The following is a 1,763-nucleotide window of genomic DNA, read 5'->3' on the forward strand; positions in this document are numbered from 1 at the left end:
CACGGCTTCCACGAGATCGACGAATACTACGCGAACACCCCGTTCGAGAAGAACGTCGTCGTGCTGCTCGGCATGCTGAACGTGTGGTACCGCAACTTCTTCAAGGCCGCCTCCCACGCCGTGCTGCCGTACGACCAGTACCTGCACCGCTTCCCGGCCTACCTGCAGCAGCTCACCATGGAATCCAACGGCAAGTCCGTGCGTTGGGACGGCACCCCGGTCACCTCCGAGACCGGCGAGATCTTCTGGGGCGAGCCGGGCACCAACGGCCAGCACGCCTTCTACCAGCTGATCCACCAGGGCACCCAGCTCATCCCGGCCGACTTCATCGCGTTCGTGAACACCCCGAACCCGACCAAGGACGGCGACCAGGACGTGCACGAGCTGTTCCTGGGCAACTTCCTGGCGCAGACCAAGGCGCTGGCGTTCGGCAAGACCGCCGACGAAGTGCGTGCGGAAGGCACCCCGGAAGCCATCGTCCCGGCCCGCGTGTTCACCGGCAACCGTCCGACCACCTCCATCTTCGGTGAGTCGCTGACCCCGTTCTCGCTCGGCGAGCTCATCGCCCTGTACGAGCACATCACCTTCACCGAGGGCACGGTCTGGGGCATCGACTCCTTCGACCAGTGGGGCGTCGAGCTCGGCAAGCAGCTTGCCAAGCAGATCACCCCGGCCATCTCCAAGGACGACGAGGCGCTGGCGGCCCAGGACGCCTCCACCCAGTCCCTGATCAAGTTCTACCGCGCGCACCGCGAGTTCTGATTCTCCATCAGAACGCTGTAACGCGTAGCTGATTCATATGCCCCATTCGTGTCTCGCGGATGGGGTATTTTTGAATATTGCTGTGCCGGAAGGCGGGACGCCGCATAATCCCGTTTTCCTTCAGGTCCAGCCGGAACGGCCGCGGGTGATCGTGGTTGGCTTTCATCGCAATATTTCCGGCGGATCGGCAACCCTCGCAGGCAGACCTGCGAGGTGACGAACAGGCCGAGACGGCGATCGCAAGAACGCCGCACGAAGCCCCTTACCTGTGCGCTGATATGCGGCGGCGACTCGAGGAAACACAATGGTTAACGCTATTGAGGCATTTGACGCCAAGCACCTGAAGCCGGCCGAGGAAATCCCGGCTTTCCGTCCTGGCGACACCGTTGAAGTCAACGTGAAGATCAAGGAAGGCAACAACTCCCGTCTGCAGGCTTTCACCGGCGTGGTGATCGCTCGTCAGGGCGGCGGCGTCCGTGAGACCTTCGTTGTTCGCAAGATCAGCTTCGGCACCGGTGTGGAGCGCCGCTTCCCGCTGCACTCCCCGGCCATCGACTCCATCAAGGTCCTGCGCAAGGGCCGCGTGCGTCGCGCCAAGCTGTACTACCTGCGCAACCTGCGCGGCAAGGCCGCTCGCATCGTCGAGCGCCGCGACAACTCCGCCAAGTGAGTTCGATCCGCGAATAATGCGTGGAATCGGCCCCTCAGCCATACGGCTGTCGGGCCGATTTTTGTATTTTCCCTGTTGCTTCCGCCGCATCCATCATCGATGGCGGTGAGGATGGCTAAGATGAAGGGGCTACGCTCTTTGCCCGCGCGAAAAGGAACCGACGAATGAAACATGCCCAGCAAACCTCCGAAAACGAACGCTTCGGCTGGAAGGACACCTTGGTCTGGTGCGGCATTCCGATCATCATCGTGCTGCTGGTCCGTGTTTTCCTCATCGGTTTTTATGTGATTCCCTCCGGTTCCATGATGGACACCATCGAGCCGGGCGACCG

Annotated in this window: 2 protein-coding genes and 1 pseudogene; all 3 read left to right on the top strand. The window is 61.9% G+C overall.

Annotation, left to right across the window (positions count from 1 at the left end; all coding sequences use genetic code 11):
• Positions 1 to 762 (top strand): annotated as a pseudogene (locus tag B3C64_RS04190) (glucose-6-phosphate isomerase); the annotation flags it as partial.
• Between the two features lie 304 nt (positions 763 to 1,066).
• Positions 1,067 to 1,432 carry a 50S ribosomal protein L19 gene (rplS, locus tag B3C64_RS04195; RefSeq protein WP_291533944.1) on the top strand — a complete coding sequence of 122 codons (366 nt, stop codon included), beginning with the start codon at positions 1,067 to 1,069 and terminating at the stop codon, positions 1,430 to 1,432.
• 164 nt (positions 1,433 to 1,596) lie between these two features.
• Positions 1,597 to 1,763, top strand: a 167-nt coding sequence (locus tag B3C64_RS04200) for a S26 family signal peptidase (RefSeq protein ID WP_291533948.1), incomplete at its 3' end; no start/stop codon positions are given.

This window comes from Bifidobacterium sp. UBA6881 (assembly GCA_002451435.1).
Taxonomy (GTDB): domain Bacteria; phylum Actinomycetota; class Actinomycetes; order Actinomycetales; family Bifidobacteriaceae; genus Bifidobacterium.